The sequence below is a fragment of the Bdellovibrio sp. HCB274 genome (assembly GCF_047306075.1).
Lineage (GTDB): Bacteria > Bdellovibrionota > Bdellovibrionia > Bdellovibrionales > Bdellovibrionaceae > Bdellovibrio.
Genome location: NZ_CP178623.1, coordinates 690,591 through 713,972, shown reverse-complemented (window position 1 = coordinate 713,972; position 23,382 = coordinate 690,591). Strand labels below are relative to the sequence as shown.

Here is a 23,382-nt window from a genome sequence, read left to right as displayed (position 1 = left end):
ATTTTGCCAAATGACGTGGGACGAAGGTCTTATTTACCCTTTGGTTTACGAAAAAAAATAAACTTTCATCTTCACCCCTAAACCGCCGTAGCGACTCTCACCAATAACAAGGCGCTTCAAGCAGGCCTTTCAACTGTCTTATAACGACACCTGAGACCTACAGCCACAAGCAGCATGGGGAATTATGTATCGAAAATATTGCAGCTCTGTTAGATTTTAAGGCAGAGGTACAAATGACAAAGAAAAAAATTGAATGGCCGGTAGCCCTCTTTTTGACGCTAAATCCACTGGTTACATTCATTCTATTGCCGGTATATTTCTACACTCACGGTTTTGAGTGGGATATTGCTCTATTTGCACTGGTTTTCGCCGCTGCTACAAACTTAAGCATCACTGCTGGTTATCACCGCCTGTTTTCCCATAAAAGCTACGATGCACATCCAATTGCAAAGGCCATCTTCCTTTTGATTGGTGCATCTGCATTCCAGGGCTCTGCTTTGAAGTGGTCTTCAGATCACCGCCGTCACCATACGCACATCGATGGCGAAAAAGATCCTTACAACATCAACGAAGGCTTCTGGTACGCACACATGGGCTGGATGTTCTTTAAAGACTCTGTCGATCAAAAAATCCAGGCTCCAGATCTTCAAAAAGACTGGATGGTTCAGTTCCAGCATAATTATTACGGCTGGCTGGCAATCGCTACGGGTTTTGTCGTTCCAACTTTGATTGGTGCTGCTATGGGCTCCTGGTTGGGTGGTTTGGTGATCGCTGGCGGACTAAGAATTTTCCTTACTCAGCAAAGCACATTCTTTGTAAACTCTCTTTGCCACACCTTGGGTAAACAAACTTACTCTAAAGAGATCTCCGCTCGTGACTCCTGGTTTGTCGCGGTTTTGACTCATGGTGAAGGTTACCATAACTTCCATCATAAGTTTCAAATCGACTACCGTAACGGTATCAAGTGGTATCACTGGGATCCGACTAAGTGGGTGATCAAAACTTTGAACGTGATGGGTTTGGCTTACAAACTTCGTCAGATTTCAAATGTGGAAATCCTGAAAGCCCGTCTGCAGGCAGAATCTGCGGAACTTAAAAAAGTGGGTATCGCAGACGAACACCTGGCTGTGATGAGAGAAAAAATCATCGAAGCTCAGGCGAAAATCAAAAAGCTTCGTGAAGACTACGAACAGTTCAAAGCGGATGCGGTTCGCAAACGTGAAGAGCTGAAAGAAGCCTACGATCACAAACTTGCAGAATTGCGCCACGAAATCGAAGTTGCCCATATCGAATTCCAAATGGGCATGAAGATGTGGAAGCTTCACCTGCAAAAAGTCTAAGTTAACTTCAAAGCCCGCATCCAGCGGGCTTTTTTTTGCCTTTTTCCTACAAATCATAGATAGCTCTTCGTCCAGAGTTTCCGTCAAACGACACGTCTAATTGGTTTTTTATTTATTCCTCCAGATAATTAATCATAGCAATGTTTACTGGAAGGAACTTTCGTGGGCGAGTCGGCATTAAAGCAGGAACACTTCAGCGTAGATAAAAACGCACAAATGCGATCCATCAGACAGGACCGCAGTCTTTTAACTCCAAAATCATTTTATCTGTCCTTTGGAAAATTCAAAGCACCCCTTCACGATGTCAGCATCTTTGGCTGCTCTATTCTGGTGACACCCGAAGAGCTGACCGACGTTCAGGAATACCTGAAAACCAATATCTCCACCGCTGGCGAGGTGCACTTTAAAGAGTCCCAGCTGCAGACCTTGCAGGTGCGCTGGACACAGTCTGAACGCCTTGCTGATGCCAAGAACGGCGAAATCATCATCGGCCTGGATATCATGAATGAGCCGTTGAATATCGAGCTGATTAAAGCGCACGAAGCGGCCCATCTGGCGATGGAAGACCAAAGCAATTATGCCTATGCCGTGTCGCAGTTGCCGGTGGAGTTTAAAATCTTCGTTTATGAACTGCGCGACTTTCTGGCGAATCTAAAACCCAAAATTGACCGGATCGAAGAACTAAAGCCGCTGCATGATTTTCAAAAGGAAATGGAGTTTCGCAAGGCTGTGGCTGAATCGTTTGCAAAGTACATGAACTCGGTCCTAAGCCCCAACTATCCCCTGATCCCGAATCTTTTAAAAGGTATGAGCAAGTTCCAGTTAAAATGGGCGATGAACTTTGCCCGTGAACAGATGGGACCTTTGCTGTGGGGTGCTCCTTTTGCTCACCGGGCTTATCACAAGCCCCGCGGTTATGCAGGTGACTACGAGATGATGAATCAGCTTTATCGTGATGAAGTCGTGGGCAAGACGCTTTACGATCAATGCATTCACAAATACTTTGTGGAAGATGCGTCGGGAACTGCGGTTCGCAATCGAGGTCTGTATCTTTCAAAAAAAATCCGTGAGCTGTTTCAGGAAACCAGTCCTCAGCACAATTTGAAGATCATGTCTGTGGCAAGCGGTCCCGCAAAAGAACAACAGCTGTTCCTGCAGGACTGCCCGGAGTTTTTGGATCGCCATGCGGAGTTTACATGTGTCGATCAGGATGAGGAATCTTTGAAGCATGCCCACCGACAGCTCTATACGATTGATCGCAAAGTTCAGTCCGGCTTTGGCTTCAGATTCTCGAACCTGGCGATACGAAATATCATCTCGCAAGGGTTCCCGGAAAAAGATTATGATTTGATCTACACCGCCGGTTTGTTTGACTACTTTACGGAGCCTATTGCACGTCGAACTGCTGAAAGAATGCTGGATGCGGTAAAGCCCGGCGGCAAAATCATTATTGGAAATTTCTGTGCTGAGAACTACAAGTACGGTCCCTTCCTGGAGCTTTTCCTGGATTGGACATTGATCTATCGCACAGAGGCAGATTTGCTGCGCGTATTCGACGGGCTTGGCTCGAAAATGTGGGTGGAAAAAGAGCCTTTAGGAGTGAACCTTTTCATCGTCATTCAGAAGTAAAATACTTCGGAGTAATTACATAAAGTGTACTGATCCTGGCAGGCACAGTACACTTTATGTCACTCCCCTCCCTCGTCTCAGTTTGAGACAATTTGAACTTAGCTAACCTACCGAAATTACATATGTCGTTTTGGCAATGATCTTGCTCCTACAAAAGGTGAGGAGATTCATGCCTATGAAACTATCGACGACTTTATTGAAATTCAGCCTGCTTGCCACATGTGGCATCATGACCATGACATCTTCAAATAATCCTCTTTTTTATAAAGCAGAGCTGGCATCGACAAAGGCGCCAGTTGCTTCCAAAAAGGCTGCGGCAAGCGCGAAGACCACGAAGGCAAAGAGCGCGACTGCTCCGGTTGCCAAGCCTGTTCCTGCGGCAAAGACAGCCAAGGTATCAAAGGAAGCTGAAGAGTCACTTTCAAAAGCCGCTATCGAAAAAATGAGCAAAGTAAATAAGATCAATGATCTTTTGGCATTCAGCCGTGGAGACACTTCAGAAACCGTTGCCTGTAAGAATTGTTCTGTGGCCAGTGAAGCTGCAAAGATTCGCTTTAATCAGTGTTCACCAAAAAATGACTATATGGAAGAAGCCCTGGAAAGAAAGAAAACCAGCGCCTCTTACATTGGTGCTTTGATCAGAACTCCAATCAATAAAAAACCAATGATCCGCCCGGTATGTATCGAAACCGCGATGTACCTGCAAAGTGCGGCGTCCGGTCCGGTTGTGGATTATAAAACCTGCTCTAATGGCAAAGCTAAAAACGCTCCTGCCCGTCCATGTGTTAGCGAAAACTACTTCACTCTTATTTCTAATAGCTTTGAAGTCGTTTCCCAGTGCATGAAAACTTATATTGGCGAAGGTGAATCCGCCCTAGCTCAAAAACAAAATATTTTGGCGGTATTCGGTATGATCTCTGTAGAGTCAGGTTTCCATGTGAATATCATGTCCAAAACCGGTGCCGGAGGTATCGGTCAGTTCACTCAGCCAGCAATTCATGCCGTTAACAAAATGCTTTCTGAAACTGAAGAGTTTTTGCTGTCTCATCCGGATGTGCGCTGCCAAAAAATCGCCAATGAATTCCTTAAGGAAGACCAGCGCATGGATTCCAAGAAAACCTGTGACCGCATTTCTATCGCAGAAGGCAATCCAGTTACAAATATGATTTACACATACGCTGCTCTTAAAGAGGCCACTGACTATTTTGATACTACCGTATTTAACGATGCGAAAATGAAAGCCAAATTTGCCTTGCCTGCAGACGAGCTTGCGAAAATCAAACGCGCCACGATGGTTTGGTCCCACAACACCGGCTATGCGGGTTTGAAAACGCCGCTTACGAAATTATTAACGACGAAATACGCAAAAAAGAAAGTTACCGATGCTGACAAGTTCCTGGAAGAGCTAAGAGAATATGCCCGTTTGTATCCTAATAAAGGCAATGCGGGTTCCTCAGCACGTATTAAAGAAACAGCAAATTATTACGCGAAAATCCAAACCAAGATCGACTTGATTAAAGACGGCGCTGCGGGGGGATCATGCTTAAACTAATTACTTCCATGCTTACCATGATGTTGTTGATGCCATCTCTTTCCTGGGCTCTAAATGATTCTTATACTTTGAATCTGATTGAAAAATCCGTGGCTTCTATCGAAGCTTCCAATGATAAAACTCAACAGATGAACCTCGCTCGGGAATTCAAACAGCTGGTTATCCAAAGAGCGGATCAGATTGGCGAGGCTTCTTTAACCAACAAATCTTATGATGCAGAATCATCAGAACTGGTGGATCTAATTGTAGCATTGGATCGTACTACCATGAAGAAGGCGACAAAGTCAGAGTGCGGAAAAGCTCTGAACGGATTGCTGACGGATGCAGGTATTGAAAACGTGCAGGAAACGGAATCCCAATCCTGGAATCAACTGCAGTTTTCACTACCCAGCAAAGTGAGCTCGTTTGAATTTACTGCCTTCCGTGTTTTGAAAGCCATTTGCGAATAAACTAGCTTAAAGAAAATTCCTTCATGACCTGGGCAGCAATCGGATTCTCAATTTTCCGGTTCGCTGCCATCAGCCAGATTTCCTCATACACACCTTTTAAAGTTCCCAGCACTATCAGCTTTCCATCCTTAGTCAGTTTCTTGGCAACAGCATCGGCAACAGGAATTAATCCCACTCCTTCAGCTCCCAACAATGTCTGTAAACTGGTATCCTGAATCTCGGCGACCTGATCGACCTTGATGCGATTGACTTTAAAGTAGTGATCAATCTCCCTGCGCAATCGACTGTGCACTGTCGGAACGACAAAGGGCTGCCCCTCAAGACTTTGTGGGAAGTTCTTTTTTAGATGCTTGTATTTTTCGGAGGCACAAACCACTACCGGAAGCTTGGCTATGGATTTGGAATACACGGTTTTAAAATCAAGACTGGGAACGTAGTTCGATAAAAGCAAATCAACGTGGTGGCTTTCCAATTCGCGCAGCAATTGGTCACCCGATCCCTCGATCACCGAAACATTGCAGTTCCCGGATTTGTAGGCCTGCATAATTACTTTGTGAGTGATGTCTTTGGGTACGCTGTCCAAAGCCCCAATCTGCACATGCACGCGATTGTTCTGCAATTGATCCTGCAAAACCTCCACCATTTCCGCACCCAGATTGAAAACCTGCTCTGCATACTCCAACGCAATGCGCCCGGCTTCTGTCAATTGCAGGCGCTGCTTTGATCTTTCAAAAAGAGGCTTCCCTAATGACTCTTCCAACTGTTTCAATTGGGTACTGAGTGTGGGTTGTCCCACATTCAATTTTTCAGACGCTTTGGCAATACTTCCTTCGCGTGCAATCGTATAGAAATACAGAAGGTGGTGATAGTTAAGCCATTGATAACTCTGAGAATTGGTTTCGCCAGGCACGGTTACCTCTTTGTTTAAAACGAATAACTTATTATAGTTTATCTATTTTTCAGAAGGTAGAAGTTCGTGTACATTGACAGCATCTATTAAGGAGATTTTTTACTTTGGAGCAGACTTTATTATTTCCCTTTGCGGACTATTGGTGGTTTTACCTAGGATTCCTCGTCTTTGTTATCGGTATGCTGGCCCTGGATTTGGGCGTATTCCATAAACACTCTCATGCTGTTGGTTTTAAAGAAGCTACCGCTTGGTCCATCGCGTGGATTTCGTTGGCTTTGGTGTTTAACGGAATACTGTATGCGTATTCACTTTATAAGTTTGGCGATCAGACCATAGCAAATCAGGTGGGACTGGAGTTCCTGACCGGATATGTGATCGAAAAAGCGCTCTCGGTGGATAATATCTTCGTCTTTGTCGTGGTCTTTGGTTTCTTTGGTATTCCAGCCAAATACCAGCATCGCGTGTTGTTCTTTGGTATCATCGGTGCGTTGATTTTCCGCGCGATCTTTATCGCCCTGGGTTCTATCTTGATGCAATACCAGGCCGTGGTATTGATCTTCGGTGTGTTCTTGATCATCACAGGTATCAAGATGATGTTCCAAAGCGAAGGCTCGGTGGATCCATCCAACAACTGGTTGTTGAAGTTTATGCGCAAGCATATTCGTATCACAGACCGCATGCATGAAGACCATTTCTTCGTGACTGAAAATGGTCTGAAGTACGCGACGCCTTTGTTTGTGGCTTTGATCTTCCTGGAGTTCACAGACGTGATCTTTGCTGTGGATAGCGTTCCAGCCATCTTTGCGGTGACCAAAGAGCCATTGATCGTGTTTACATCCAATATCTTTGCGATTTTGGGATTGCGTTCTTTGTACTTCCTATTGGCTGGTGTGGTGGACAAGTTCCATCTGTTAAAGTACGGCCTGGCGTTTACGCTTATCTTTGTCGGATTGAAAATGGTATGGCTGAACAAATTGTTCGGTGGCCACTTCCCAATCGGTATTTCCCTTGCAGTGATCGCCCTCTTCATTGGTGGTTCAGTGGCTCTGTCACTACTATTCCCCCAAAAGAACGACAACGATTCCAGCAAGTCTTAAAGAGACATTGGCTGCCCGCCACGCGATTCATAAGTCGTGATGGTGGGCGGAATGACCGCGAACTTTGGCAAAAGCCCGAAGAAATCTTTCGTGTAGGGCTTTTCCAAATGGGCGTTTAAATCCTCCCAGCTTTTCCAGGTTTCAATAAACATAAAAACACCTGGTTCCAGGGGATCTTCATAAAATTCGTAACTTAGACATCCACTGTCTGCCCGTGCGGGATTGACCATAATCGCAGCGAGTCCCACGAACTCATGTTCTCGTTCAGCTTTCACCTGGATTTTGGAAGTCATCACAATCATAGTATTCTCCCCGTTTTGTTAGTTTATCAGGCATTTTAATAATACGTCTTGGTGAACCGGGAATTTCTGCTAAAATGAAAGCATGAATAAACGCCTGTTCTTTGCCTTGAACGCGACGGATCCTCTTTCGACAACTTTCTTGCCGACTTACAAAAAATTGCGAATCAATGCCGACCAAAAAGAGATGGTGGTCAAATGGGTGCCCCTTGAAAACTATCACATCACAGTGAGTTTCATGGGTGAATGTCCGGAAGAAAACATCCCGGCCCTAAGCCAAGCCCTGCAGGATGCCTGCGCACAGACACAGCCGTTTCAGCTAAAAATCGAAGACATGGGTGCGTTTTCCAGCGAACACGATGCGCGAACACTATGGCTGGGAGTTCAGAACAAGAAATGCCTGGGCGAGTTTAAAGATCTATTGGATGGAATTTTAAAAGAACGAGATCTTCTGACATTCATCGACAAACGGGACTTCAAACCTCATTTGACGATTGCGCGTCTTCGTAATCCCCGTAGCGTGAAAGACATGCTTTCACCATTTAAACGAAAAAGTTTTGGTAAAATCCAGGTGCACGAAATCGTGCTTTATGAATCTAAGCTTGCGGGTGCCTTTCCCGTTTACACTCCGATTTTCCGTGCCCCACTGACTGGAAAGCCCCAGGAAGAAAATCTTGATGAGGCTGTGGACTTCTAATCTTAAATACCGCGACCGTATAAGTTAATGATTGAACGTCCGTGAGCAAACACCAGATACAGGCGGCCAGAGTAACTGCGCTTATCTGATGGCCAGAAAGTCGCACGCACTGTGCATTTTTGTCCTACAGGAATTACTGTCGGACAATTTGTATAGGCGTTAAAGGCGGCACCGGCAATTCCCAACTGCTTAAATTCCAAGGGCTCATCACCCGTTGAAGTTAGTGTGAAATCCACATACTTGCGAGAGTTCACAAAGGTCGAACCGAAATTATAATTGTAATATTGATCTCCAGAAACCAATGAAGCCGGCTGAATCATTTCAATCTCTGCTTGTGCCTGGGCAAAGGAAATTTGCGGTAGAATGCTTGCGAAAAGTGCTACAAGAATAAGTTTCACGGAACCCCCTATCCCAAGCGTAGCGCTTGGGACGAGAATCGAAAATCGAAAATAGAGGATTGCTCGATGCAACACGGTTTTGTCAGGGCTCATCTTTTAACTCACTGTTTTTTGCCTACGCACATGGTTTGGGAGGGTGGCTTATTAAATTGAGGTGGGTTTAGAACAAAGGCGCTATCCTTGGTTTTATGAAACTCATTGATTGGTTTCGGAATAAAGGGACCCGATATTTTTTATCGGAGTCTGATAAGGCTTTGCTGGATCGATATGAAATCAGCGAACAGCGGACTCGCACTATAATAGATGCAGCTTACAATGCCTTTGTCGGAATGGACAGCTTAGGCATGATAACCGACTGGAACCCGCAAGCCGAGCGCACCTTTGGCTGGAACCGCGATGAAGTTCTGGGAAAAGAACTGTCCGAAATTATTATTCCCCACAGATACCGGGACTCCCACAAAACGGGGCTCGCTCATTACCTGGCGACCGGTCACGGACCTGTTTTAAATAAACGCATGGAGATCACCGCACTTCATCGCGAGGGACATGAGATTCCCGTGGAGATGACGATCTTTCCTTTCGAGCATAAGGGCAAGCACCTGTTTGGGGCTTTTCTTCACGACATTTCAGAGCGTAAAGGATCAGAAGCGAAAGTCAGAAATCTATATCAGGATCTTGAGCAGCGAGTTCAGGAGCGAACGCAAGAACTAGCACTTGCAAATAAACAGCTAAAAGAAGATGCAAACGTTCGCCAACGATTGTACGAACAAGCTCAAACGGCAAATCGTCTGAAGGATGAATTCCTGGCGACAGTTTCCCACGAGCTTCGCACTCCGCTGAATGTTATCCTGGGGCACAGTGATATTTTAAAAGACCCCGACACTTCCAAGGAAGAAGCCCAAGCTTCCATCAATGCCATTCACAGAAATGCTCAAATTCAGGTGCAAATCATCAGTGATCTGCTGGATGTTTCCAGAATTATTTCCGGCAAACTCCAGTTGCAGGTAAAACCGATTGAAATTGAATCGGTCGTCGAAGCCGCCTATGAGAGTGTGCAGATTGCTGCAAAATCAAAAAACATCAATGTGCGAGTGGAAGGCCCTGAACGGGTCAAAGCCATTGGGGGCGACCCCGAAAGACTGCAGCAAGTTCTTTGGAATCTGCTTTCCAATGCCATTAAGTTTACGCCTAAAGGTGGCAATATCACTGTTAAGCTTTCCAATGTCGAATCCCGGGTGCAGATCGATGTGATCGACAACGGTAAAGGTATTGATCCCCACTTCCTTCCGTATGTGTTTGAACGATTCCGTCAGGAAGATGCTTCGACCACAAGACGTTATGGTGGTTTGGGTCTGGGACTTGCTATTGTTCGCCATATTGTGGAAGGCCACGGCGGAACTGTTGCCGCCTCCAGCGGAGGCACAAATCAGGGATCGAAATTCACAGTGTCTTTGCCTGTCCTTGCAGCGCAATTGCAAGAAGGCATCCGGGAACGTCACTTTGGTTATGAGAAATTTGTGGAGACTCACCCCCCACATACCAAACATCTGGATGAAGTCAGAATCCTGATTGTAGATGACGACATCGACACCAGAAATCTGTTAAGCCTGGTATTAAAGAAATCCGGCGCGAACGTTGTCACCGCAGATTCTGCGCAAAAAGCCTTTGATATGTTCCAGGTTTTTAACCCTCAGGTTTTATTAAGCGACATCAGCATGCCGGATATTGACGGCTACACTTTGCTAAAGATGATTCGCACCCTGCCTAATACGGAAAATCTGTGGGCAATCGCACTGACAGCTCATGCACGTTCCGAAGAACATGAGCGCGCACTGGCTGCAGGATTTCATATTCATATTTCGAAACCCGTTCAATCTGCTGAATTGATCAACACGATTTCAGATTTGCTAATGTGCGGGGATAATAAGAAATCAGCTCCAGATGCCGAGCAGCCGAAATAAATTTTCCGCTATTTTCCCCGTAGCAGACTCGTTATTTTTTCAAGGGGTCGACCAATAGTCGCCTTCCCGTTCCCGATCAGAATCGGGCGCTCCATTAATTTTGGATTTCTGGATAAATTCTGAATCACGGCTTCGATGTCGTTCACATCAAATGGCGCCTCCAAGAACAGCAATTCCTTGGTTCGCACCAAACTTGATACGGGAGTATCGAGCTTACCGATCAGCTCTCGTAACTCTGCCTCCTTCAACGGATTATCCAGATACTTTCGTACCTGAAGTCCCTCGACAGATTTTAGAGATTCGAGAGCCTCGCGGCTTTTGCTGCAGCCAGAGTTATGAAGCAGAACCCAGGACATGCTTAGCGAGCCAATTCCATTTCGATTGCTTTCAGGATCACCGGGTCTTCGGGAGTCATATCCGGAGCAAAACGAGCGATAACTTTGCCGGCTTTGCTGATCAGAAATTTTTCAAAGTTCCACATAATATCGGAAGGTCCCCCGGAAAGCAGACCGTGCTCTTCCAAAACTGACTTCAGTTTTCCATTGGGAACTTGTTGGGCATTCGGCTGCAAAGCAGTCAGTTGCTGATACAGTGGATGCTGACCTTCACCTTTTACCACCATTTTTGCGAAGACCGGAAATTTAACACCAAACTGTGTACGGCAGAATTCCTGGATTTGTTCATTTGTGCCAGGCTCCTGCGCACCGAATTCATTCGCCGGGAATGCCAAAACGCGAAGTCCATGTGACTCGTACTTTTGATGAACTTTTTCAAGCCCCTCGTACTGCGGAGTCAGGCCACACTCAGATGCCACGTTCACCACCAGCAAAACATTGCCAGCGTAATCTGCCAAAGTCGCTTTTTTACCATCTGCCGTATTGAATTCGATTTGATTTAAAGAAGTGCTCATTGCGTTCCCTTTCGCGGGATGAAGATTTAAAAAGTGCACTTTATTATACATGCATTCCTGGCCTTAAAACAGACGTTTTATCCCCGTTGGGATGCAAACCCTGTGAAAAGGTATTTGTTGAAGTAACAGCAAACCAAAAATAGTATTAAAGAGAGGCTCGGAAGAAGGGCCTAATTCTGTGGGAGATAAAATGAAGTTTATTAAAGTCACACGCGGCTATGAAGTTTTACATCTGAATGCGGACCACATTCACTTCATGACCGAAGCCGAAAAGAACGACGAAAACGGCAAAAACTGGGTCACCACCATCCGCTTCAGCCTCGAGCCCCACGACAAAATCGAAGTCAAAGAACGCATCGAAGACATCCTAAAACAGCTGTAAAAAGGGTGCTCTCGCAAGGCCTACCATGGACTCAAAAGCCGTGGGATTTTAAGTCCCTTCCTTGGGCCAAAGGCTAGCGAACTAGCAAAAGGTCAAATCGGAAACGTTCCAGAGGTTAAGGTTTTAGAGTTTAAAAGAGTTCTTTAAATATCTTGATAAGAACCAAGACAATCAAAAGAATCTGCTTAATAAGCTTTAAAATCGACCGATAAGAACATTGTTGGGTGTTCATTCGGACCTCCTTCAGATATCCGGAAGTGAGTCCGTCTTAAAGGCGACCTTGCGAAAGCAAGAGTCGTCTTTTGCATTTTTAAGGCCCAACAAATAAAAAAAGCCACCTCAATGGTGGCTTTTTTTATTCTCAACCGAGAACCAAGGTTGATCAAAAGTAGTCAGATGCAAGGCGGAGGTCGGTTCCAGCCGCGGAGGCGTACTGAAGGTACGTCGTAGCGATGGAAGCGGCCGACAACGAAGTCAGCTGGCCGCTTTTCATCGACCGTCTTTAGATCCCTTGTTTGTGGCGTTCTTCGTCGTCAACATGCGTTTGGATACCGCCTTTTAGATTCGGACGGTAAGCCAAGTGGTTGATGTCATAGATGAACTGGCCACCGTTCAATGCCGGAGTTTGCCACTCAGGCCCCAAACGGATCGCGTCCACTGGACAAGCTTCTTCACAGAAACCGCAGAATACGCAACGAAGGATATCGATTTCGTAGCTGATTGGGAATTTCTCAACAGCTGGATCGTTATGTTCAGCCGCAACGATTTTGATACATTCAGCAGGACAGTTCGTCGCGCACAACATACAAGCTGTGCAACGAAGGGAACCGTCTTTCTTTACTGTCAAAACGTGATTACCTTTGAAGCGCGGAGAATAATCATTCATTTGCTCCGGGTAGTTCAAAGTCATCATTTTCTTGCGGTTCAAAAGATTGCCTACCATGTGTTTCATGGTCACTGACAAGCCACCCAATACACCCGGCAAGTACCATTTGGACTTTTCGGAGTTATTTTGCATTACGCTCATAGGCTACCTCTTTTGAATACAAACTCGTTCTTCTTACGTGCTTCCAATTCAACTTGGTCAGGACGTTGATTCGTTGGCATGAACGGAGCAGTCATTGGCATTACCAAGTTTTTACCTGACAACAACAAGGCAGCTTCAGTCAAAGTCAGAGCTTCAGAAACCACAGTCGTCACTTTTTTGATCTTTTGTTCAAGACCAGAGTAGTTGATGAATGTGCCGTCTTTTTCAACGAACGTTTTCATTGGAATGATCCAAACATTGCCTGTCAAAGCAGACAAAGCATCGTTTTTACCAGATTGCATCCAGATCAAATTTTGAGCTTTGGAAAGCTCTTTCAATCTGTCGTTATACTCTGGGAATACAACTTGGTTTTCCGGGCCAGCGACAACGACAGTTTTAATGGAACCGTTAGCAAGACCTGCAGACAAGTCAGTCCAAGTCGCAGTGATGCCGTATTTTTCCATAACTTTCAGCAAGCCTTTAGTGTTTGGATTTTTATCTCCGCGAGATAGCAATCCGTCAAAGCTGTCGAAAGTTTCTTTGTTGTTGATCCAGAAGAATACTTTTTTAGTTTTAAACTCTTCCACGAAAGTTTTGATGATCGCTTCATACTCTTCAACAGTGTATTGAGCTGTCAAAACCAACGCCAAAGCGTCGCCGGAAGTGTTTTTCAATACTTCGCTGGCACTCTTAGCTGCCGCACCTGGAGCCATTTCCGTGCCACGAACCACACCCTTAAGAAGGCGTGCTTCACGGTTCACGAATTTGTAGGCGTTACGACCGCTGTCGCACATCCAGTGACCGTTTACCTGTTCATTGTAAACTGGCTTGATACGGAAAAGACCTTCCTTGTTGTAGTACACCTTGATGTTACAACCAGTGGAGCAACCGTTACATACGCTGTTGCCGTCTTTTAGATACCAAACGCGCTGACGGAAACGGAAGTCTTTGGAAGTCAACGCACCCACCGGGCAGATGTCGACTGTATTCAAAGAGTATTTGTTATCCAAAGCCATGCCATCGTGGGTGCCGATTTCAGTACGGTCACCACGGTTGAACAGACCCAATTCGTTTGTTTTAGATACTTCTTCAGTGAAACGAACGCAGCGAGAGCACAGGATACAACGTTCAGAATCCAGAACCACTGTCGGTCCCAAATCCACAACTTTGTGCTTCTTAACTTTTGCTTCAGCCATTTCTGGGTCGTACTTGCCGTACTCCATGTATTGGTCTTGCAATCCGCACTCACCCGCCTGGTCACAGATAGGGCAATCCAAAGGATGGTTGATCAAGTGGAAGTCCAGCCCCCACTTAACAGCGTCTTTAACTTTTTCAGACGTGTTATTGATTTTCATGCCTTCAGTAACCATCGTGTTACACGCGATCTGTACACGTGGATTTCCTTCGATCTCCACCATACACAAACGGCAAACACCCGCGACGCTTAGACCTGGATGCCAGCAATAGTGAGCAATGCGATCGCCCGACTCCTGCATCGCCTCGATGATCGACGTGCCTTCTTTTACTTCGACTTCTTTGCCATTAATGGTGCATTTCGGCATATGTCGTTCCTTTTACTTTCGAACGTCCTTCACGGACATAGAATTCAAATTCATCTCTAAATTTAGTTACAAAACTAAGAACCGGCAAAGCAGCAGCGTCTGAAAGAGCGCAGATTGTTTTACCTTTCATGTTGTCAGCAACTTTGATCAACAAATCGATATCCTGAAGACGGCCACGGCCTTCAAGGATCGAGTGAAGGATCTTATCCAACCAACCCGTACCCTCACGGCATGGAGTACACTGACCACATGATTCGTGAGCATAGAAGTGAGTCAAAACACCCAACATATCGACCATACATTGAGAGTCATCCATCACGATCACCGCACCGGAACCAAGCATTGTGCCCAGACCTGCAAGGGATTCGTAATCAAGGTTTGCTTTCATAACTTCTTCAGCAGTCAAAACCGGAGCAGAAGAACCGCCCGGGATGATCGCTTTCAATTTACGTCCTGGTTTCATACCGCCGCACTCTTTGTTGATCAGATCAATCAAAGGGTAACCCAATGGTACTTCGTAATTTCCAGGCTTAACCACGTTACCGGATACAGAGAACAATTTAGTTCCTGCAGATTTCTCAGTCCCGTGTTTGCGGTAAGTTTGTGCGCCATCTTTAATGATGTAAGTCACTGCTGCCAAAGTTTCCACGTTGTTCACGATTGTTGGTTTGCGCAGGTAACCTTGAACAGCCGGGAACGGAGGTTTCAATTTTGGCTGGCCTTTCAAGCCTTCCAAAGAAGAAATCATACCTGTTTCCTCGCCGCAGATATAAGCGCCGGCGCCACGGTACACATCAAGGTCAAAATCAAAACCTGAACCCAGGATGTTTTTACCCAAAAGGCCTGCATCGTAAGCTTCTTTGATCGCTTTGTTCAAAACGTCGATCGGGTAAACGTATTCACCACGAACGTAGATATAACCTTTATGAGAACCGATCGCGAAAGCAGAGATAATCATACCTTCGATCAATTGATGTGGAGCACGCTCCATCATCATACGGTCTTTAAACGTCCCCGGCTCGCCTTCATCGGCGTTGCACAGAAGGTAACGAGGTTCGCCATTTTTAGGCAAAAAGCCCCATTTCATACCTGTCGGGAAACCCGCACCACCACGACCACGAAGACCGGAAGCTTTCACTTCGTCGATGATTTGCTGCGGTTGCATTTTGAAAGCTTTCGGCAAAGTTTCGTAACCGCCTTTAGCTTTGTAACCAGCAAGAGTTTGGTATTCCGGCAAATGATAGTGCTCGGAAAGAACTTTAATCTCAGCCATTATCTCATACCTCTCAACAAGTTCATCGCTGACTCAGGAGTCAGTTTCTCGTGATAAGTGTCATTCACCTGCATCATTGGCGCAGTTCCGCAGGAACCCAGGCACTCAACTTTGGATACTGTGAAGCGACCATCAGCGGAAACTTCGTTGTATTTCACACCCAACTCTTTGCAGATGTGGTGAGCCATCTCACGGCCACCCTCAAGAGCGCAGGAAATGTTCGTACAAACCTGAACGTGGTACTTGCCCACCGGTTTTTGGTTGAACATTGTATAGAACTTGAAAACTTCATTGATACGCGCTTCAGGGATATCCATTACTTGAGACAAGTGACGGATAATATCCGGCGTGATGAAGCCGCTATTTTCTTTTTGAGCAATATAAAGACTTGGAATAATCGCAGACTCTTTCGCCTCGTAGCGAGCAAGTTCTTTTTTTACGTTAGCCAAGCCTTGTTCAGAAAGTTTAAACATTTATATGTTCCTCTTCTCTATCGGAAAGTCCACCTTCGCTAAAGCTTCGGCGGACCTCCGAATTAGACCTTATCGGTCTAATTCTCCGGCAATCAAATTCATAGAAGCTACAGTTGCGATTGCATCCGCCAACATCGCGCCCTTAACCACAGTCGGGAAAGACTGATAGATCGCGAAGCAAGGTGGACGAACTTTCAAACGGTATGGATTCGCAGAGCCGTCGCTGACCAGATGGAAGCCCAACTCACCGTTGGCTGCCTCTGTCGCGTCGTAAACTTCACCCACCGGTGGACGAAGACCTTTGATCACAAGCATGAAGTGATTCATCAGACCTTCGATATTACCGTAAACGTCTTTTTTCTCTGGAAGAACGATACCTTTATCGCGGATCGTGTAGTCACCTGCCGGAATGTTTTTACAAACCTGCTCGATGATACGGATGGATTGGCGCATTTCCTCGAAACGAACCAGATAACGATCATAGATGTCACCTGTTGTTCCCACTGGAATGTCGAAATCCAACTGGTCATATCCATAATATGGAGTGGCTTTACGCAAATCCAGGTTTACACCGGAAGCACGAAGCAACGGACCTGTGTAACCCCATTGAATAGCGTCTGCTGCAGAAACTGCACAAACCCCACGGGTACGCTGGATGAAGATTTTATTGTCGACAACCATTCCGGCCATCTCGTCAGTCCCACGGCGAAGCTCTTTACAAAGAGCCAAAACCTCGTCGAACCAACCTTCCGGCGCGTCCTGAGCCATACCACCCACACGAGTCATAGACACCGTCAGACGGGCACCGCACAGTTTTTCGAACAATGTATAAACCTGTTCACGCAAACCGAACATATAGAAGAAAGATGTCAAAGCACCCAAGTCCATCGCACCAGTACCGATTGCAATCGTATGGTCGATAACACGGGAAAGCTCTGCCAGGATGATACGCATCGCTTGCGCTTTAGGCGGAATTTCCACGCCCAACAAACGCTCAACCGTTTTGCAGTAACCGATGTTATTCATCGGAGCTGAACAGTAGTTCAAACGGTCTGTGTATGGGATCACCTGATTGTACGGATGAGTCTCCGCCATTTTTTCAAAGCAGCGGTGAAGATATCCGATTTCGTTGTTACAACGAACGATCGTCTCCCCGTCCATTTCAGCCATCACACGAAGAGTACCGTGCATCGCTGTATGGGCTGGACCGATGTTCAATGGAACATACTTGTCATTCAAAACGTCACCCGGAGATCCCGGCTCGTTATTGAAATGAATTGGCAAAGAAGCTGTGCAGGACTGTTGATGATCCGCTTCGTAGTCTTTGCGCAATGGATGACCCACGAATTGGTGGTGAGTCAGGATACGGCGCAAGTTGGGATGACCCTCGAACTTGATACCGAACATGTCAAAAGCTTCGCGCTCGAACCAGTCAGCACCACGGTAAGCTGGAATTGCAGTACCAACAGACTCGCCTTCACCGACTTGAGTTTTTACGCGAAGACGCGTGTTATCTTTTGAAGAGAAGAGATTGTACACAACGTCGAAACGTTTTTCACGCGTCGGATAGTCAACTCCGCAGACATCCATCAGGAAGTCGAACATGCCGGACTCGCGCAGGTACATCATCAAACTTGGAATGTCTTCCTTAGGCACTTCGATAACATCATCACCAACAGAGTTGGAGAATTTGAAGTTCGCTACGTTAAAGCGTCCCGCCAGGTTTTGTTTGATTGAATCAAGCTTGCTCATATGGGCTCTTCCAGTTGTCCTTCCAAGGACGTGGTGTGTGATCACCGATCATTTTTTGCAAAGCCATAATACCGTCCATAACTGCCTCTGGTGTTGGAGGGCAGCCCGGGATGTAAACGTCGACAGGGATAACTTTATCAACGCCCTGAAGAACGTGGTAGGCACGGTAGAAACCACCGGAGCTTGCACAAGCGCCCATGGCAATTACGTATTTTGGTTCAAGCATTTGTTGGTAGATACGAACAATGACCGGCGCCATTTTTTCGGTGATCGTACCCGCAACCACAAGAAGATCGGCCTGACGTGGAGAGAAGCGCGCAACCTCTGCACCGAAACGGGCAAGGTCATACTTCGGTCCCATCACCGACATGAATTCGATACCGCAACAAGCAGTACCATAAGGCATTGGCCACAACGAATTCTTGCGACCCCAAGCCACGATGTGATCGAGCTTTGTGGTGAACGCAATATCGCGCGACATATCGTCCGCTGCTTGAGTTCCGAGGGCGGAACTCTGCACTTGATCTTTGTGCATAAATACACCTCTGCAATTTCAATTAGCTATCATTAAGTAACTAACGAAAAACCTTAATCCTGACAACTAGATACTCATTGTAGGCCTGCGTCTGGCGAACTTCAACGCGCCTCAACAAAATCATGGGGATACGCAAATGAAATTGATTATCCACTCGCGAGACAACAAACTTTACTTTCGACCCAAAAATCAGTCGAGAAACTCGAGTGCTTAACCACATAACAAGGATTGTTTTGAAAGGAGTTTTCATGAAGAAGTTGGCCCTGCTTACAGCATCTGCCGTTCTTGCCTTCGCGATGAGCGCACAAGCTCAACATAAAACCCAGGATTTGCTTATTAAATTGGCACCTGGCTACGATAACGTCGAACTTTTCGGTGCTAAAACCGAGAAAATTACTGAAAACCTGGTTCGCGTCCGTGCTCCAAAATCCATGAGTCTTTTCAACCTGATGAAAAACCCTGCGATTGAATATGTTCAGCCGAACTACCCAATTCGTTTGATGGAAAGCTACCAAATCCAGGACCCTTTGCGTCGCGCGGCTTTGGCAAAAATGTTGCGTCGCAATCCGCAACCACAAACTTTGGCAATCAAAGACAACCCGGAAATTCCTAACGCTCCGCAATCAACTTCTGGAGCAGATCCATTGTTCAACAAACAATGGGGCATGAACAATATCGGCGTGGTTGAAGCCTGGAAAGTGACAAAGGGCAATCCTGAAATGGTTGTCGCTGTTATCGATACTGGCGTTGACTATACACACGAAGATCTATTGCCAAATCTTTGGAGAAATCCAAAAGAAATTCCTAACAACGGTATCGATGATGACGGCAACGGCTACATCGACGACGTTGTAGGTTGGGATTTCGTTTCCAATGACAACAAACCTTATGACCTTTCCATGGAGCCATTGGACATTCTGTTCAAAGGTGGTAACCCAGGTCACGGAACACACTGCGCAGGTAACGTTGCAGCTCGTGGCGATAACGGCAAAGGTGTTGCCGGTGTTGCTCCGAATGTAAAAATCATGTCTTTGCGTTTTATCTCTGAAAAAGGCGGCGGTACGACTGCTGACGCTATCAAGGCGATTAAATACGCAGTTGATAACGGCGCAAAAATCATGAGCAACTCCTGGGGTTCTGAAGGCGAAGATCCTAATTCTGGCGCCGAGAACAAAGCATTGCGTGATGCTGTTCAATACGCACAAGACAGAGGCGTGTTGTTTATCGCAGCGGCAGGCAATGGTCACAAAGGCGTTGGTTACGATAACGACAACGACGCTGCTCCAGCGTATCCAGCAAGCTACCCACATGACATTATTGTTTCTGTGGCAGCTATCGACGTGAAGGACCAATTGGGTTCATTCTCCAACTGGGGCAATCGCTCTGTGGATATCGGCGCCCCTGGCGTTGTGGTTTACTCAACAACTGTGTTTAACAACTACTCTGACGTTGTTATCGACAAAATGGGTTTCAAAGCCACTTGGGATGGGACTTCAATGGCGACTCCACACGTCGCTGGCGCTGCGGCTCTTTACTGGTCAGCTCACCCTGAGAAGTCATGGCAGGATGTGAAAGCGGCGATCCTGGGTTCTGCGAAACCGATCCCGGCATTGAACGGAAAAGTGACTTCGAATGGTAAATTGGATGTTGGCGCACTTTTGAAATTCTAATTCACATTAAAATTTTAAATCAAAAAAGGGAACCCATGCGGTTCCCTTTTTTTATTCCCAAATCCCTCTGTAATTCAACAGCTTCACAGGGTCTTTCCGATAAGTAATTTGCCTCCCATTTGGAGTTCTTAAACGATTAATCTTTTACGAACCACCCCAAATACAAGTGAGGAACCAGATGCACATTCAAAGAATTGCGACATCCGTATTGCTATCGACTCTTCTTGCTGCCCCTGCCTGGGCGGAAAAGTTCACCATCGATCCCGCTCACACCACAGTCATCTTTAAAGTTCAGCACATGATGATCTCCAAGGTGAAAGGCACGTTCGATAAGTTTGAAGGCACATTTGATTTTGACGAAAAATCCCAAAAGCTGGACAACGTGGTCGTCACCATTCAGGCAAATTCAATCAACACCAATCAAGTCGATCGCGACAAGCATCTTAAAAGTCCGGACTTTCTGGATGCCGCAAAATTTCCGACAATCCAATTTAAATCCACGAAGACTGAGTATGAAAATTCAAAGCCGGAAAAAGTTCAGGGCAAGCTGACAGTTCACGGAGTGACTAAAGACGTCACGATGGATGTGGACTACAACGGTGCCGTGACTGACCCTCAGGGAAAACGCCGTGTCGGTTTTGAAATTGAAACTAAATTGAACCGCAAAGACTATGGCTTGGTTTGGAATAAAGCGATGGAAACCGGCGGCGTTCTTGTCGGCGACACTGTTGACGTCGAAATTCAGGGTGAAGCCATTTTAGCCGGGAAGGCAAAATGAAATACTCGACGGCAAACTTCAAAGTGGGAATGTCTTTGCACAACTCCCACTTTGCCTATCTTCAATCACAACCCCACACAGATGTGGCGTGGTTAGAGGCGACAACAGAGGAATATCTTTCATCCCAGGGACATGCCCTCGAGGTGCTTAAAGAGCTGCGCCGCGATTATCCTGTGGCCTTGCACGGCACGCATTTGAATATTGGTAATCCTGAAGGACCTGACTTGGGATACCTGCATTCGGTGCGAAATCTGATCGAAAATGTAGAGCCATTTCTGGTTTCAGATCATCTGGGCTGGAGCGGCAGTCACACTCACAATATGCACAGTCTGCTTCCCCTGCCTTATAACGAAGAAACTTTGAAAGTGATTAGCGACAATATCGATGTCGTGCAAAATCATCTGAAACATCCCATCGCTTTGGAAAATATCGCCACCTACGTGAACTTTGCCGATAGCGACTTGGGCGAGGTGGAATTTATCAGCGAGCTGGTTCGTCACACCGGTTGCGGATTGATTCTGGATTTAAGCGCTTTGTTTGTAAATTCAGTGAATCATGGATTCTGCCCCAGAACATATCTGAAACACCTGCCAATGAGTCACGTAAAGCAAGTGCATCTTTCAGGGCCCACGGAAACTGAATCCCATTGGTTAGACAAGAAAGCCACAGCGATAACGACACCGGTCTGGGGGCTGTTTCAAATGCTCGCCCCGCAGATTCGTCATCTGCCGATCGCGGTCGAAAGAATTAAAAATGTTCCAGACTTTAATGAACTGGAAATGGAAGTAATCAAAGCCTCATTCATCCTGGAGAGTTCCAATGACAATCAACGAAGCACTGCATTTGTTTAAAAAGAATGTTCTGGATGGCGAGGCCGATGCGCAGTCCATCCGTGACCTGCGCCCCGTGGGCAACATCTCCCTGGATCAGGGATTTGAAATCTATCATGACGCCTATCACTCAAAACTTATTGGGTCGCTTGCAAAAACCTACGAAACCGTCGCCTGGGTCCTGGGCCGGGATCTATTCCACGATCTGTGCGTCAGATACATCGAATCACAACCTTCTGTAAACTTTCATCTTGCAGACTACGGCGCAACTTTCAGCGAATACTTAAGCAACACCGTTCGCACAAGAGGCATTCCCTTCCTGCAGGATCTGGCCCGCTTTGAATGGATGATCAAAGAAGTCCAAAGCGCCGCCACCCCAAATCCCCTGCCAGCAGAAAACCTGATGGAACAACTGCGCACCGCAAATTTCAGATTAGGTTTCGTCGAAGCCATGCGCGTACACCAAAGCATGCACTCTGTTTTGGAACTATGGAACAGACGCAAAGAACCAGCCTACGCCTACGAAGAAATCAACTGGAGCCAACCCCAGAGTCTTCTAATCTACAAAAAAAACGGCACCGTAATCCCAGAACCCATTGACCCCATCCACGCCGAAGTAATCCTAAAAATGCAACAAGGCCAAAGCATCTCCGAAGCTTTGTTGGACTTCTCGCAATCAGTATCGGCTGAAGACAACACACGGCTTTTAAAAACACTGGTAAAAGCCGGTGTGATCGACGATTTCATTCCGTTATAGGCGCGCGGAAGGCAGGGAGCTGCGCAAGTCTTTGGCAGTTCCTTTCATTCTCACTGTCATACCGGCCATACCACGACAAGTTTCAGAACAGTGACGACAAGCATCTGCACAACGAACCATCAAAGGATCATCGTAAGAAGCACAGATCGCCGCACTGGCCGTACTAAGCTCAAAGGAAAGCTCGCAGGCCTGATGATGGAATTCCAATTCAGCAAGCATCATTTTGGAGGAGAGCTGACAGGCTTCCGCACACATCTGTAGAATTGAAACTTGTTTTCCCGAGACGCCCTGCTGTAGCAGGTAATGAAGAGCTTCCATGCACGCTTTGGTGCAGTTCATACAAGCTTTGATACATTTTGCGGTATCGCTATCTTGCAAAGGAATCGATGCCATAACCACCTCCAAATTGGAATTAAAGTCTTACCTTCATTCTATTTGAAATAATGGTGGCATTTATAAAAGTGTCAGATTGCAACAAGGCCCCTTGTTTCCTATCAGGGGCCCTGCACTTAAGGACTATCCTTCAGTTCCCAAAGACTCAGTTCTTTTGATCATTTCTTCCAAAGTGGATTTGAAACTCAAAAGCTGTTCTTTGCTGAACTGCTGCTCCCAGAAACTTTTCACTTGGGGATACCACTGTGGAAAGATTTCTTTCAAAGTCGTGTTCCCTTTTTCCGTCAGCTTGATCACGAAGGAACGACCATCTTTCACGTGAGTCTCTCGCACGATCAGTTCATTTTTTTCCATGTTGTTTAACAAACCGGAAATTGTGGCTTGAGTGACTCCCGCCATAGAAGCCAAAGCGGATGGACTAAGTCCTTCCGGTGAGTTTCTCAGCATATAAAGCAGAGTGAATCTTCCTGTGGAAAGGCTGTACTTGGACAGGATATTTTCAAAATGATTGTCCAACTCATTTGCTACTTTCATGAAGAGAAGATTTGCATGAAGAATCCCTGAATCCACCTCTTCTGTGTGCAGGTTCTCCACGGATGCTTTAATCTCTTGTTCTGTCGGCAAGTCCTGAATAAATAATTTCGCCATTTTATCTCCTCTGGGTAGTTATTTTCTTCTAAATAAAATCAATTTACAAAAATCTGTTTG

The 23,382-nt window shown here is 46.1% G+C and carries 25 protein-coding genes; 12 read left to right on the top strand and 13 right to left on the bottom strand.

Translation table 11 applies throughout. The features are described 5' to 3' along the window. Positions 1–233 precede the first annotated feature (233 nt). The 4 genes from ACLWNV_RS03510 to ACLWNV_RS03495 all read left to right on the top strand — a co-directional run bounded on the left by ACLWNV_RS03510 (position 234) and on the right by ACLWNV_RS03495 (position 4,970). A complete protein-coding gene (locus ACLWNV_RS03510; protein WP_413586535.1) occupies positions 234–1,340 on the top strand; it encodes a fatty acid desaturase in 1,107 nt (368 codons plus the stop codon). 216 nt (positions 1,341–1,556) lie between these two features. After that, positions 1,557–2,969, top strand: coding sequence for a class I SAM-dependent methyltransferase (locus tag ACLWNV_RS03505; protein ID WP_413586534.1), 1,413 nt, complete (start codon positions 1,557–1,559; stop codon positions 2,967–2,969). A gap of 175 nt (positions 2,970–3,144) precedes the next feature. Then, entirely contained in the window at positions 3,145–4,521 is a 1,377-nt protein-coding gene (locus ACLWNV_RS03500; protein WP_413586533.1) for a hypothetical protein, read from the top strand. Then, entirely contained in the window at positions 4,509–4,970 is a 462-nt protein-coding gene (locus ACLWNV_RS03495; protein WP_413586532.1) for a hypothetical protein, read from the top strand. Before ACLWNV_RS03500 ends, ACLWNV_RS03495 begins: the two co-directional genes overlap by 13 nt. Before the next feature lies 1 nt (position 4,971). On the opposite strand, the gene ACLWNV_RS03490 is transcribed toward ACLWNV_RS03495, so the two are convergent. After that, complete coding sequence (locus ACLWNV_RS03490; RefSeq protein WP_413586531.1) at positions 4,972–5,880, bottom strand: LysR family transcriptional regulator; 909 nt, start codon at positions 5,878–5,880, stop codon at positions 4,972–4,974. Positions 5,881–5,984: 104 nt separating this feature from the next. Here ACLWNV_RS03490 and ACLWNV_RS03485 point away from each other — a divergent pair, with 104 nt between their 5' ends. Then, positions 5,985–6,977: a TerC family protein gene (locus ACLWNV_RS03485; RefSeq protein WP_413586530.1), complete on the top strand. Its 993-nt coding sequence runs from the start codon at positions 5,985–5,987 to the stop codon at positions 6,975–6,977. Here the strand turns inward: ACLWNV_RS03485 and ACLWNV_RS03480 are convergent. After that, complete coding sequence (locus tag ACLWNV_RS03480) at positions 6,974–7,279, bottom strand: putative quinol monooxygenase (protein ID WP_413586529.1); 306 nt, start codon at positions 7,277–7,279, stop codon at positions 6,974–6,976. The genes ACLWNV_RS03485 and ACLWNV_RS03480 overlap by 4 nt on opposite strands. 82 nt (positions 7,280–7,361) lie before the next feature. Here ACLWNV_RS03480 and thpR point away from each other — a divergent pair, with 82 nt between their 5' ends. After that, positions 7,362–7,973 (top strand): RNA 2',3'-cyclic phosphodiesterase, encoded by a 612-nt coding sequence (gene thpR, locus ACLWNV_RS03475; protein ID WP_413586528.1) that lies wholly within the window; start codon positions 7,362–7,364, stop codon positions 7,971–7,973. A 2-nt stretch (positions 7,974–7,975) separates the two neighbouring features. On the opposite strand, the gene ACLWNV_RS03470 is transcribed toward thpR, so the two are convergent. Continuing rightward, positions 7,976–8,371, bottom strand: a complete 396-nt coding sequence (locus ACLWNV_RS03470) for a hypothetical protein (RefSeq protein ID WP_413586527.1) — start codon at positions 8,369–8,371, stop codon at positions 7,976–7,978. Between the two features lie 188 nt (positions 8,372–8,559). On the opposite strand from ACLWNV_RS03470, the gene ACLWNV_RS03465 reads away from it, so the two are divergent. After that, positions 8,560–10,332 carry an ATP-binding protein gene (locus ACLWNV_RS03465; RefSeq protein ID WP_413586526.1) on the top strand — a complete coding sequence of 591 codons (1,773 nt, stop codon included), beginning with the start codon at positions 8,560–8,562 and terminating at the stop codon, positions 10,330–10,332. Between the two features lie 8 nt (positions 10,333–10,340). On the opposite strand, the gene ACLWNV_RS03460 is transcribed toward ACLWNV_RS03465, so the two are convergent. Then, positions 10,341–10,688: an ArsC/Spx/MgsR family protein gene (locus tag ACLWNV_RS03460; protein WP_413586525.1), complete on the bottom strand. Its 348-nt coding sequence runs from the start codon at positions 10,686–10,688 to the stop codon at positions 10,341–10,343. 2 nt (positions 10,689–10,690) lie between these two features. Then, a complete protein-coding gene (locus tag ACLWNV_RS03455; RefSeq protein ID WP_413586524.1) occupies positions 10,691–11,242 on the bottom strand; it encodes a glutathione peroxidase in 552 nt (183 codons plus the stop codon). A gap of 190 nt (positions 11,243–11,432) precedes the next feature. Between ACLWNV_RS03455 and ACLWNV_RS03450 the strand changes: the two genes are divergently transcribed. Further along, positions 11,433–11,624, top strand: a complete 192-nt coding sequence (locus tag ACLWNV_RS03450; protein ID WP_413586523.1) for a hypothetical protein — start codon at positions 11,433–11,435, stop codon at positions 11,622–11,624. A 502-nt stretch (positions 11,625–12,126) separates the two neighbouring features. Here ACLWNV_RS03450 and ACLWNV_RS03445 read toward each other — a convergent pair. The 6 genes from ACLWNV_RS03445 to ACLWNV_RS03420 form a co-directional block, all read right to left on the bottom strand. Continuing rightward, the gene (locus tag ACLWNV_RS03445; protein WP_413577363.1) at positions 12,127–12,651 is read right to left on the bottom strand and encodes a NuoI/complex I 23 kDa subunit family protein; all 525 of its coding nucleotides are present in this window, start codon (positions 12,649–12,651) and stop codon (positions 12,127–12,129) included. Beyond that, the gene (locus ACLWNV_RS03440; protein WP_413586522.1) at positions 12,648–14,213 is read right to left on the bottom strand and encodes a 2Fe-2S iron-sulfur cluster-binding protein; all 1,566 of its coding nucleotides are present in this window, start codon (positions 14,211–14,213) and stop codon (positions 12,648–12,650) included. Before ACLWNV_RS03440 ends, ACLWNV_RS03445 begins: the two co-directional genes overlap by 4 nt. Further along, complete coding sequence (gene nuoF / locus ACLWNV_RS03435) at positions 14,194–15,486, bottom strand: NADH-quinone oxidoreductase subunit NuoF (protein ID WP_413586521.1); 1,293 nt, start codon at positions 15,484–15,486, stop codon at positions 14,194–14,196. The genes ACLWNV_RS03440 and nuoF overlap by 20 nt, the downstream gene beginning before the upstream one ends. Further along, positions 15,486–15,959, bottom strand: coding sequence for an NAD(P)H-dependent oxidoreductase subunit E (locus ACLWNV_RS03430; RefSeq protein ID WP_340598987.1), 474 nt, complete (start codon positions 15,957–15,959; stop codon positions 15,486–15,488). Before ACLWNV_RS03430 ends, nuoF begins: the two co-directional genes overlap by 1 nt. Before the next feature lie 69 nt (positions 15,960–16,028). Then, positions 16,029–17,711 (bottom strand): NADH dehydrogenase (quinone) subunit D, encoded by a 1,683-nt coding sequence (gene nuoD / locus ACLWNV_RS03425; protein ID WP_413586520.1) that lies wholly within the window; start codon positions 17,709–17,711, stop codon positions 16,029–16,031. Further along, a complete protein-coding gene (locus ACLWNV_RS03420) occupies positions 17,698–18,192 on the bottom strand; it encodes an NADH-quinone oxidoreductase subunit B family protein (RefSeq protein WP_340599376.1) in 495 nt (164 codons plus the stop codon). Before ACLWNV_RS03420 ends, nuoD begins: the two co-directional genes overlap by 14 nt. A 302-nt stretch (positions 18,193–18,494) precedes the next feature. Here ACLWNV_RS03420 and ACLWNV_RS03415 point away from each other — a divergent pair, with 302 nt between their 5' ends. The 4 genes from ACLWNV_RS03415 (at position 18,495) to ACLWNV_RS03400 (ending at position 22,281) form a co-directional block, all read left to right on the top strand. Next, entirely contained in the window at positions 18,495–19,916 is a 1,422-nt protein-coding gene (locus tag ACLWNV_RS03415) for a S8 family serine peptidase (protein WP_413586519.1), read from the top strand. Positions 19,917–20,094: 178 nt separating this feature from the next. Continuing rightward, positions 20,095–20,694: a YceI family protein gene (locus ACLWNV_RS03410; protein ID WP_413586518.1), complete on the top strand. Its 600-nt coding sequence runs from the start codon at positions 20,095–20,097 to the stop codon at positions 20,692–20,694. Continuing rightward, a complete protein-coding gene (locus ACLWNV_RS03405; protein ID WP_413586517.1) occupies positions 20,691–21,545 on the top strand; it encodes a DUF692 domain-containing protein in 855 nt (284 codons plus the stop codon). Before ACLWNV_RS03410 ends, ACLWNV_RS03405 begins: the two co-directional genes overlap by 4 nt. After that, positions 21,514–22,281 carry a putative DNA-binding domain-containing protein gene (locus ACLWNV_RS03400; RefSeq protein ID WP_413586516.1) on the top strand — a complete coding sequence of 256 codons (768 nt, stop codon included), beginning with the start codon at positions 21,514–21,516 and terminating at the stop codon, positions 22,279–22,281. The genes ACLWNV_RS03405 and ACLWNV_RS03400 overlap by 32 nt, the downstream gene beginning before the upstream one ends. Here the strand turns inward: ACLWNV_RS03400 and ACLWNV_RS03395 are convergent. Together ACLWNV_RS03395 and ACLWNV_RS03390 are read right to left on the bottom strand one after the other, a co-directional pair. After that, complete coding sequence (locus tag ACLWNV_RS03395; RefSeq protein ID WP_413586515.1) at positions 22,276–22,674, bottom strand: four-helix bundle copper-binding protein; 399 nt, start codon at positions 22,672–22,674, stop codon at positions 22,276–22,278. The two genes, ACLWNV_RS03400 and ACLWNV_RS03395, sit on opposite strands and share 6 nt — an antisense overlap. Positions 22,675–22,797: 123 nt before the next feature. Beyond that, a complete protein-coding gene (locus ACLWNV_RS03390; RefSeq protein WP_413586514.1) occupies positions 22,798–23,322 on the bottom strand; it encodes a MarR family winged helix-turn-helix transcriptional regulator in 525 nt (174 codons plus the stop codon). Between the last annotated feature and the right edge of the window lie 60 nt (positions 23,323–23,382).

Coding starts and splice junctions, on each gene's coding strand:
- ACLWNV_RS03455 (WP_413586524.1), bottom strand. CDS start 11,242: ATGAGCACTTCTTTAAATCAAATCGAATTCAATACGGCAGATGGTAAA.
- ACLWNV_RS03465 (WP_413586526.1), top strand. CDS start 8,560: ATGAAACTCATTGATTGGTTTCGGAATAAAGGGACCCGATATTTTTTA.
- ACLWNV_RS03500 (WP_413586533.1), top strand. CDS start 3,145: ATGAAACTATCGACGACTTTATTGAAATTCAGCCTGCTTGCCACATGT.
- ACLWNV_RS03445 (WP_413577363.1), bottom strand. CDS start 12,651: ATGAGCGTAATGCAAAATAACTCCGAAAAGTCCAAATGGTACTTGCCG.
- nuoD (WP_413586520.1), bottom strand. CDS start 17,711: ATGAGCAAGCTTGATTCAATCAAACAAAACCTGGCGGGACGCTTTAAC.
- ACLWNV_RS03495 (WP_413586532.1), top strand. CDS start 4,509: ATGCTTAAACTAATTACTTCCATGCTTACCATGATGTTGTTGATGCCA.
- ACLWNV_RS03415 (WP_413586519.1), top strand. CDS start 18,495: ATGAAGAAGTTGGCCCTGCTTACAGCATCTGCCGTTCTTGCCTTCGCG.
- ACLWNV_RS03460 (WP_413586525.1), bottom strand. CDS start 10,688: ATGTCCTGGGTTCTGCTTCATAACTCTGGCTGCAGCAAAAGCCGCGAG.
- ACLWNV_RS03400 (WP_413586516.1), top strand. CDS start 21,514: ATGACAATCAACGAAGCACTGCATTTGTTTAAAAAGAATGTTCTGGAT.
- ACLWNV_RS03480 (WP_413586529.1), bottom strand. CDS start 7,279: ATGATTGTGATGACTTCCAAAATCCAGGTGAAAGCTGAACGAGAACAT.
- ACLWNV_RS03395 (WP_413586515.1), bottom strand. CDS start 22,674: ATGGCATCGATTCCTTTGCAAGATAGCGATACCGCAAAATGTATCAAA.
- ACLWNV_RS03410 (WP_413586518.1), top strand. CDS start 20,095: ATGCACATTCAAAGAATTGCGACATCCGTATTGCTATCGACTCTTCTT.
- ACLWNV_RS03420 (WP_340599376.1), bottom strand. CDS start 18,192: ATGTCGCGCGATATTGCGTTCACCACAAAGCTCGATCACATCGTGGCT.
- ACLWNV_RS03405 (WP_413586517.1), top strand. CDS start 20,691: ATGAAATACTCGACGGCAAACTTCAAAGTGGGAATGTCTTTGCACAAC.
- ACLWNV_RS03505 (WP_413586534.1), top strand. CDS start 1,557: ATGCGATCCATCAGACAGGACCGCAGTCTTTTAACTCCAAAATCATTT.
- ACLWNV_RS03390 (WP_413586514.1), bottom strand. CDS start 23,322: ATGGCGAAATTATTTATTCAGGACTTGCCGACAGAACAAGAGATTAAA.
- ACLWNV_RS03430 (WP_340598987.1), bottom strand. CDS start 15,959: ATGTTTAAACTTTCTGAACAAGGCTTGGCTAACGTAAAAAAAGAACTT.
- thpR (WP_413586528.1), top strand. CDS start 7,362: ATGAATAAACGCCTGTTCTTTGCCTTGAACGCGACGGATCCTCTTTCG.
- ACLWNV_RS03440 (WP_413586522.1), bottom strand. CDS start 14,213: ATGCCGAAATGCACCATTAATGGCAAAGAAGTCGAAGTAAAAGAAGGC.
- ACLWNV_RS03450 (WP_413586523.1), top strand. CDS start 11,433: ATGAAGTTTATTAAAGTCACACGCGGCTATGAAGTTTTACATCTGAAT.
- ACLWNV_RS03510 (WP_413586535.1), top strand. CDS start 234: ATGACAAAGAAAAAAATTGAATGGCCGGTAGCCCTCTTTTTGACGCTA.
- nuoF (WP_413586521.1), bottom strand. CDS start 15,486: ATGGCTGAGATTAAAGTTCTTTCCGAGCACTATCATTTGCCGGAATAC.